The organism is uncultured Proteiniphilum sp., from assembly GCF_937873925.1.
Classification (GTDB): Bacteria; Bacteroidota; Bacteroidia; order Bacteroidales; family Dysgonomonadaceae; genus Proteiniphilum.
Genome location: NZ_CALNAT010000060.1, coordinates 1 through 7,537, shown reverse-complemented (window position 1 = coordinate 7,537; position 7,537 = coordinate 1). Strand labels below are relative to the sequence as shown.

Sequence of the window (7,537 nt, the reverse complement as noted above, 5' to 3'; positions counted from 1 at the left end):
GTTGAACTCGCCGGTCATTGTAATACGTGATATAGTTTTGAATCACATTTACCAATTCCTGTTTGCTGGTGAATCGTTTCCCATAATAACGTTCACGCTTTAGGACACCCTAGAAACTCACTATTTCTTTGGTGAAACAGAACTCTACAAATACATCATAAACACCCCAATCGTTATTCAGTGTTCATACTGACTAACAATTGGGGTGTAGTTGCTTATCTATAACTGCCTGAGGGGGTAAGCTTATTGCCTCTGTTCCAGTAATTTGGCGCGGTTAATGGCGGAAAGCACACCCTTAATGGAGGCCATAGAAATATTATGATCCATACCGACACCAAATACATCGGTGTTGTCCGGCGTACGCAGGTGGATATAAGCGACTGCCTGGGAGTCAGATCCGGTATTGATGGCGTGTTCTTTGTAGTCAACAAAGGTGTAGCGATCCATTTCCTGACCGTGAATGGCATTGAAGAAGGCGTCGATGGGACCGTTGCCTTCGCCGGAAACGGTAAAGGTTGTGCCATTGCATTCCAATGTACCGGAGAAGGTGACCTGAGAGTCTTCATCCTGATGCTGTTCCTGGAAATTGCGCTTTGTAAGCCGGTAGGGACCGTGGATCTGGAGATACTCGCGTTTAAACAGGTCCAGGATATGTGCCGGCTGCAATTCGTGACCGATGCGTTCGCTTTCTTCCTGGACAATGGTGCCGAATTCAGGATGCATAGCTTTTGGAAGTTCGAAGCCGAAATTCTGTGCCATGATGAAGGCGGTACCACCTTTGCCGGATTGGCTGTTGATTCGAATAATGGGCTCGTAGTCCCGTCCTACATCGGCTGGGTCAATAGGAAGATAGGGAACCTCCCATTTTCCTGTTTCGGATTCCTTCATGTATTGCACACCCTTATTGATGGCATCCTGATGACTGCCAGAAAAGGCGGTGAATACCAGTTCTCCCACATAAGGCTGGCGCTCGCCAATATGCATTTTGGTGACTCTTTCATATACGTCGCGAATCTTGTTGATTTTGGAGAAGTCCAGTTCCGGATCAATTCCCTGGGTAAACATGTTCATGGCTACTGTAACCATATCTACGTTACCGGTTCGTTCACCGTTGCCGAATAGAGTAGCCTCTACCCGGTCTGCGCCGGCCAGTAGACCAAGCTCAGTGGTTGCCACACCAGTGCCGCGGTCATTGTGGGGGTGGAGGGAGATAATGGCCCGATCACGGCCAGGAAGGTTACGGATAAAGTATTCCAGTTCGTCTGCAAACTGATTGGGCATACAGTTCTCTACGGTGGTGGGAAGGTTCAGAATGACTCTGTGATCTGCGTCTGCATGGAGCGCAGTCATCACTGCATCACAGATTTTATCTGCGGCATCCATTTCGGTACCCATAAAGGACTCGGGGGAGTATTCGTAGCGGATATCAGCCCCAGCCTGAATCATAGGCTGGCTCATTTCATAGATCATTTTGGCGGCGTCAGTAGCAATTTTTTGGACACCCGCCACATCGGTGTGGAAAACCACCTTGCGCTGAAGGGTAGAAGTAGAGTTGTAGAAGTGGAAGATCACATGCTTACAACCCTCAATTGCCTCGAAGGTGCGTCGAATCAGATGGGGACGTGCCTGCACCAGAACCTGGATGGTGACGTCATCTGGAATATGATTGTCTTCAATTAAAGTGCGGAGAAAGTGGAATTCAGTTTCGGAAGCGGAGGGGAATCCAACCTCAATTTCCTTAATTCCAATGTCCACCAGGGTGTGGAAGAGAAGCAGTTTTTCTTCTACATTCATTGGATCGATCAGAGCCTGATTGCCATCGCGTAGATCAACAGAACACCAGATGGGTGCTTCTTTGATCGTGTTGTCGGGCCAGGTGCGGTTCTGGATGGGCTGGGGAACAAAGGGTATGTATTTGTCGAAACCGTTCATTGCTGTATTCCTCCTATAACAATTGGTAAAGTGAACTTCAAATAGAACAATGTGTGGAACGCATAAAAAACGCCCCTGGCCAAATCATTGGCCAGGGGCGAAGAACGCGATACCACCCTGGTTTTTAACTGCTGGTTGCCCATGCAGTCCTCAGCGACCTCAAGCAAGGTCTGGGCATATAACGGTGCCTACCGGATGATCCTACTGCAAAACGGTTCAGACCATCAACTCTGGGAACAGTTATTCATCAGTTTGTTCATGCCGGTTCACAGCACCTGCCGGCTCTCTGAGATGAAACCAACCTGATCTTTTTTCCCTTCATCGTCTTTTGAAGTAATGAATTGTCCTTATTCTAACGCGATTGTATACACTTTGTCAAGTGCTATTTTGAAACAGGAACGCTTGGGAAAAAAGTTTCTTGCACGATTTTCCCTTGACTCTTTTTGACCCTTCTGGTATAATAGCCATTGCATGTGTGACTTGTATCGCTTTGGAGAGGTGTCCGAGCGGTTTAAGGAGCCAGTCTTGAAAACTGGTGACTCAGCAATGAGCCATGGGTTCGAATCCCATCCTCTCCGCCACACAATTTGTTTCCTAAATTAATCCTTTCTTTTATTCTGCCTCATGGAGAAGTACTCAAGTGGCCGAAGAGGCGCCCCTGCTAAGGGCGTAGGTGTGTTAAAGCACGCGAGGGTTCAAATCCCTCCTTCTCCGCCATATAAGAACGCTAATTTTGATACGAAGAGTGTCAACATTAGCGTTTTTATTTTGCACACGCTCGCCGTCAAAAGGTCTTGATAACAAGGCTTTTTGACAGCTTTTTTGTTTTCTACCGTTTGTCGAGTGCGAATGAAAATACCCGTTTGCGGAGTGTAACGGCTGATTATGCCTTGCACTCAACAAACGGGTACTTGAGGGGTGTTCACCCAACAAACGGGAAGAAATCGGATTTGAACACTGTGTTCACTCGACAAACGGGAATAAAGTGATTATTACCCTTAGAAACCCTCTTGTATTTACACCAGATCACTTGACTTTGTTCGTTTAACGGCATATAATTAATGCAGCATATTTGATGGAAGGTGTCGAAATGACAATGCAAAGCGAGTACATGACAATCCAAGATGCCGCAAAAAAGTGGGGAATTACCGAGCGAAGAGTTCAGGTCCTTTGCGCTTCCGGTAGAATCGAAGGTGCAAGGAAATTCAGTCGTGTATGGGCGATTCCCAGTGACATGGAAAAGCCGAGCGATGCTCGCATTAAAAGTGGTAAGTACTTAAAAACAACTAAAGCGGATGGAGAGAACCTTTAATGGATAAGCGTAAACTTAAAATATTCTCATTTTTTTCTGGCAGCGGATTTCTGGATTTAGGGTTTGAAAAGAACGGATTCGATATCGAACTCGTAAATGAATTTCAACCAGCCTTCATGGAAGCATACCGTTATTCCAGAGAGAAGATGGGTCTTCGAAAGCCTCAATATGGATATTTTAATATAGATATAAATGAATTTTTGAGCAATAGGTGCGAAGAACTTAGTGGATTTATGTCCGATGCTAGAAGTGACGGGAGCTTGGTAGGGTTCATTGGCGGACCGCCTTGCCCCGATTTCTCAATAGCTGGAAAAAACAAAGGCAAGAATGGGGATAATGGCAAACTGTCCTTGTCATACATAAAACTGATAATTGCCATGAAACCAGACTTTTTCCTTTTTGAAAACGTCAAGGGGTTATGGCGAACGGCTCGCCATCGTGAGTTTTTTGAGGAATTAAAAAAGCAATTGCATCGAGCTGGTTATTGCACAACTGAACGTCTGACAAATGCACTCGAATACGGGGCCCCTCAGGATAGGGATCGCATTCTGATGTTTGGCATACAAACGAAGCTTTTGGCGGCCCGGCATCATAAGGGCAAAGAGATATTGTCCTTCCCTTGGGAAGCCAATCAAAAGTATACTTTAGATGATGTTAAATCCTTACCGTGGCCTGATACGTCCAAGTTTACGCCTGATGAGGCTACACCTTGTCCCGATGGAATCCCGGAAGAATTGACTGTTGAATACTGGTTTGAAAAAAATGACGTCTGTCATCATCCAAATGCAAACGACTATTTTCAACCGCGTGCTGGTCTGCAACGCATGGTGTCTGTAGATGAGGGTGATGTCAGCAAAAAATCGTATAAGCGGCTGCATCGCTGGCGCTATTCACCGACAGTTGCGTATGGTAATAACGAAGTTCATTTGCATCCGTACAAAGAAAGACGTCTTTCCGCTGCTGAAGCTATGTCGTTACAAACGTTGCCAAAAGAATTTGAACTACCCGCTAAAATGACATTAACAAATAAGTTCAAAACTATTGGTAATGGTGTTCCTTTTATTCTTGCCAGTGGAATTGCGCTTACGATACGTAAGTACATGGAGGGATTGCAATGAAAGATTTTACCGAGGTACTTGCTGACCTCACAAACCTAAAAGGGAAAGAACTCCATAGTATATCAGGGCAAGCCGCGCCCTTTTTCATCGAAGAAATAGACGAGGAGAACGGACGTATCGTTTTATCCGTTCAGGGAAAACGAAAATCTCGTCCTTTGCAGGAACTCCAAAATATATGGAGCGAGATGATGAAAAGGCCTGCTGTTCACGTGGAGAGCTTTTTATCAGGGTCAGGCTCAAGCCGAAACCAACCTGAAACTATCCTTGCAAATTTGCCGTACGTTGAATGGTTGAACGTTGATGGTAAAAAGAACATTGCCATCGTAGATAATGACACCCATGAGTACGGAACAATTAAAAAGATGGCAGCCGAACAGGAAGAAATCGTTGTTGAAAGGGAAAAATTATACGACCCTGCAACAAGCGCTCAAGGCGTCGAACTCAATGAGTATCAAAAAGCAGCAGCAGCAATTTATGAGTATGTTTTTGCAACGGGTTATAAACTTGAGGCGTCAGAAGATACCATTCAAGGCCTATACAGTGATTTCAATGCGAAATTCTCTCCAGAGGCGTTGTCTCGCATACCCGATGCCGAATTGCTCACATCATTGTTCTATACATCAGAGAGTACGAATGACTGTCTCTGTTATTGGCTTGAATTCAACACGCAGATTAAGAAGTATTTTGGTAGCATTTCCGGTGGGTCCTCTTTTAAGTTTGGCCTATATCAACGTAAAGAGGACAATGTATGGGTATCTGGTAGTCCGTCAAAGCCTGAAGAGCTGTCCGATGCCGATGCGCTCGTGACCGGGCGTGGCATCCGAGATATGCTTATAAAGGGTGCAGAAGTAATTGCCGCCTGCGGCGACCTTAATACGCCAGAAGCCTATGAAGAGTTAGATGAGAAGCTGAATACAGCAATCGGCAAGTACGCTGGGTTTGCTTGGGTTCATAAGTACTTCCAGATGGTGTTCCCATCAAAGTTCGCAACCTGGCATTCTTCCGAATGGCAGCGACACCTTCTACTCGCCTATGGAATATACCCAAGCACCAAATACTACGGTCGAAGTGGGCAACTTTCGATTATTGCACGATATGCGAAAATGTCTGCTGCCTTTTTCTCTGCTGCTTCCTACGATAGGTTCGGCGATATAAAGCAATTCTGTCGGCTTGGCACATCAGATGGAACCACCAATCACTTTAATGAGTGGCACCAGGATGGAATCGCGGCCATAGGTTGGCCCGATATTGGTTCTTTGGATTCCTATCTCCAGGGCGGCGACGTCAACCGAAAAGCAATTTATGAAAAGCTGACTGAGACATACTACCCATCCGATAACAGAACAGCCTCGCGCAAAGCGGGTGAGCTTGCCACATACTTCCGCACCAACGAAAACACAATTTTTGTAGCGATGGACGGCGAGAGCCTTCTTGCTTTGGGTGATGCTGTCGGCGCGTATTTCTTTGTAAAAGACCAGGAGTTTCCGAATAGAAAGCCGATTACCTGGCACTCTTGCTTTACGGGAGATGACAGGCTTCCAAACAAATCTGAGGGCCTCCGTACTTCATGTGTGTTGATTTCGGACGACGACAATCTTTTATACCTGTATCACAAATATTATTATGAAATATCAGATGAGGAGGCGATTGAAGTGGGCGAAGAGGAAAAAGCAAACGCCATAAGAACTCCCCTTGTGAACCCCCTTCATCCCCTCAATCAAATCATTTACGGGGCCCCCGGGACTGGCAAAACGTACTCATCAATCGAATACGCGATGGCAATTGTAGAGAATCGTCCAGTGGATTTGGTGCAGCGGACAAGAGATCAACGCCAAGAACTTATGCAAAAATATTCCGAGTGCGTTTCTGCTGGGCGTATTGTATTCACCACTTTCCATCAAAGTTATGGATATGAGGAATTTGTCCAGGGCATACGGCCTGATGCGAAGGCTGGCACGATCAGCTTCAAAAAGGTCGATGGTGTGTTCAAAACCATCTCAGACGTTGCCATGCGAGACCCTGAAAATAACTATGTCATCATAATAGATGAGATAAACCGTGGGAACATTTCTAAGATTTTTGGGGAGCTTATCACTCTCATAGAGGATGATAAACGCTATGGTGAACTGAATCAGTTATCCGTAACGCTTCCCTTGGGAGAGCGGTTTGCTGTGCCAAACAATCTGTATGTGATTGGCACGATGAACTCTGCCGATAAATCCATTTCCCTTATTGATACCGCGCTTCGGAGAAGATTTGTTTTCGTGGAAATGGCCCCGAATGAAACCTTGGTGGATGATGCTACGCTGCGCAATGTATTGCTTGCCCTTAATACGTACATTAGAAAAGAACTGAGAAGCACCGATTTGCTTATTGGTCATGCTTATTTCATCGGGAAAACGATAGACGCCCTCGGCAACATAATGAATAACAATATCATTCCGCTTCTATATGAGTATTTTTACGATGATGAAGCAAAGGTAAAAAAGGTCCTTGACTGCCTTGCCGATACGGATTATGTAATCGACAGTACATACCGCGGAAGGATACGAATCACGAAGAAGGGATAACCCATGATAAACAGCTACGAGCATAGAAAAATACGAACCTCAAAACTTCCTGTCTCGTGGCAGGACGACGGCGCTCTCGATCAGTTAGAGAAGTTTCTTCAAGACAACTGGGAGCAGCGTTCTATTTTCTATGCCGATGGACAGGTTACGAGCCGCCAGCAGTTTATCGATTTCGATGTCCGTGACGGCATAAAGCTGCAGAACTATATAGGTACAATAATCTTTAAGGGTGAGCAATTAAACATTTTTCCAAAAGTATTTAAGGCTGATGAGGACGATACTGATACCGAAGATCTGCGGGTGGATGACCTCATCAATAACCTTGTAATTTGGCTTGGCTACTGCGATAGACTGAATTTCCCATTCGTGACTATGCGCGGAGAACTTTCCGGCGCTGAAAACCTATTGGAGCTTTTTATCACCATATATGTCCATTATGTTCAAGCGGCGATAAACAGACAACGGTTCTATCAGTATGAGGATGTGACAGAGAACGGCTCGTTTGTAAAGGGCCGCATCGATTTCAAAGATTATGGCGGAGGACATATCAATGCCCATGACCGACGCCATATCCGCAGCCCTTTGCATGGCCTTCTCGGTCAGTG

5 protein-coding genes, 2 tRNA genes, 1 pseudogene and 1 other annotated feature are annotated in these 7,537 nt (G+C 45.6%); of the genes and pseudogenes, 6 read left to right on the top strand and 2 right to left on the bottom strand.

Features of this window, described 5'->3' with window-relative positions; translation table 11 throughout:
* Together Q0502_RS18940 and leuA are read right to left on the bottom strand one after the other, a co-directional pair.
* Positions 1-97 (bottom strand): annotated as a pseudogene (locus tag Q0502_RS18940) (IS3 family transposase); the annotation flags it as partial.
* Positions 98-243: 146 nt separating this feature from the next.
* A complete protein-coding gene (leuA, locus tag Q0502_RS04190) occupies positions 244-1,932 on the bottom strand; it encodes a 2-isopropylmalate synthase (RefSeq protein WP_298647509.1) in 1,689 nt (562 codons plus the stop codon).
* A 90-nt stretch (positions 1,933-2,022) separates the two neighbouring features.
* Positions 2,023-2,263 (bottom strand) — a binding site (T-box leader).
* A gap of 161 nt (positions 2,264-2,424) precedes the next feature.
* Here leuA and Q0502_RS04185 point away from each other — a divergent pair.
* The 6 genes from Q0502_RS04185 to Q0502_RS04160 all read left to right on the top strand — a co-directional run.
* A tRNA-Ser gene (locus tag Q0502_RS04185) sits at positions 2,425-2,513 on the top strand.
* 45 nt (positions 2,514-2,558) lie between these two features.
* A tRNA-Ser gene (locus Q0502_RS04180) sits at positions 2,559-2,649 on the top strand.
* Between the two features lie 358 nt (positions 2,650-3,007).
* The gene (locus tag Q0502_RS04175) at positions 3,008-3,244 is read left to right on the top strand and encodes a hypothetical protein (protein ID WP_298647512.1); all 237 of its coding nucleotides are present in this window, start codon (positions 3,008-3,010) and stop codon (positions 3,242-3,244) included.
* Positions 3,244-4,362 (top strand): DNA cytosine methyltransferase, encoded by a 1,119-nt coding sequence (locus Q0502_RS04170; RefSeq protein WP_298647506.1) that lies wholly within the window; start codon positions 3,244-3,246, stop codon positions 4,360-4,362. The genes Q0502_RS04175 and Q0502_RS04170 overlap by 1 nt, the downstream gene beginning before the upstream one ends.
* Positions 4,359-6,932, top strand: a complete 2,574-nt coding sequence (locus tag Q0502_RS04165; RefSeq protein WP_298647503.1) for an AAA family ATPase — start codon at positions 4,359-4,361, stop codon at positions 6,930-6,932. The genes Q0502_RS04170 and Q0502_RS04165 overlap by 4 nt, the downstream gene beginning before the upstream one ends.
* A gap of 3 nt (positions 6,933-6,935) precedes the next feature.
* Positions 6,936-7,537, top strand: a 602-nt coding sequence (locus Q0502_RS04160) for a hypothetical protein (protein ID WP_298647501.1), incomplete at its 3' end; no start/stop codon positions are given.

Bases quoted from the DNA above. Each gene is read 5' to 3' on its own strand.
- leuA (WP_298647509.1), bottom strand. From the start codon at position 1,932: ATGAACGGTTTCGACAAATACATACCCTTTGTTCCCCAGCCCATCCAG.
- Q0502_RS04170 (WP_298647506.1), top strand. From the start codon at position 3,244: ATGGATAAGCGTAAACTTAAAATATTCTCATTTTTTTCTGGCAGCGGA.
- Q0502_RS04165 (WP_298647503.1), top strand. From the start codon at position 4,359: ATGAAAGATTTTACCGAGGTACTTGCTGACCTCACAAACCTAAAAGGG.
- Q0502_RS04175 (WP_298647512.1), top strand. From the start codon at position 3,008: ATGGAAGGTGTCGAAATGACAATGCAAAGCGAGTACATGACAATCCAA.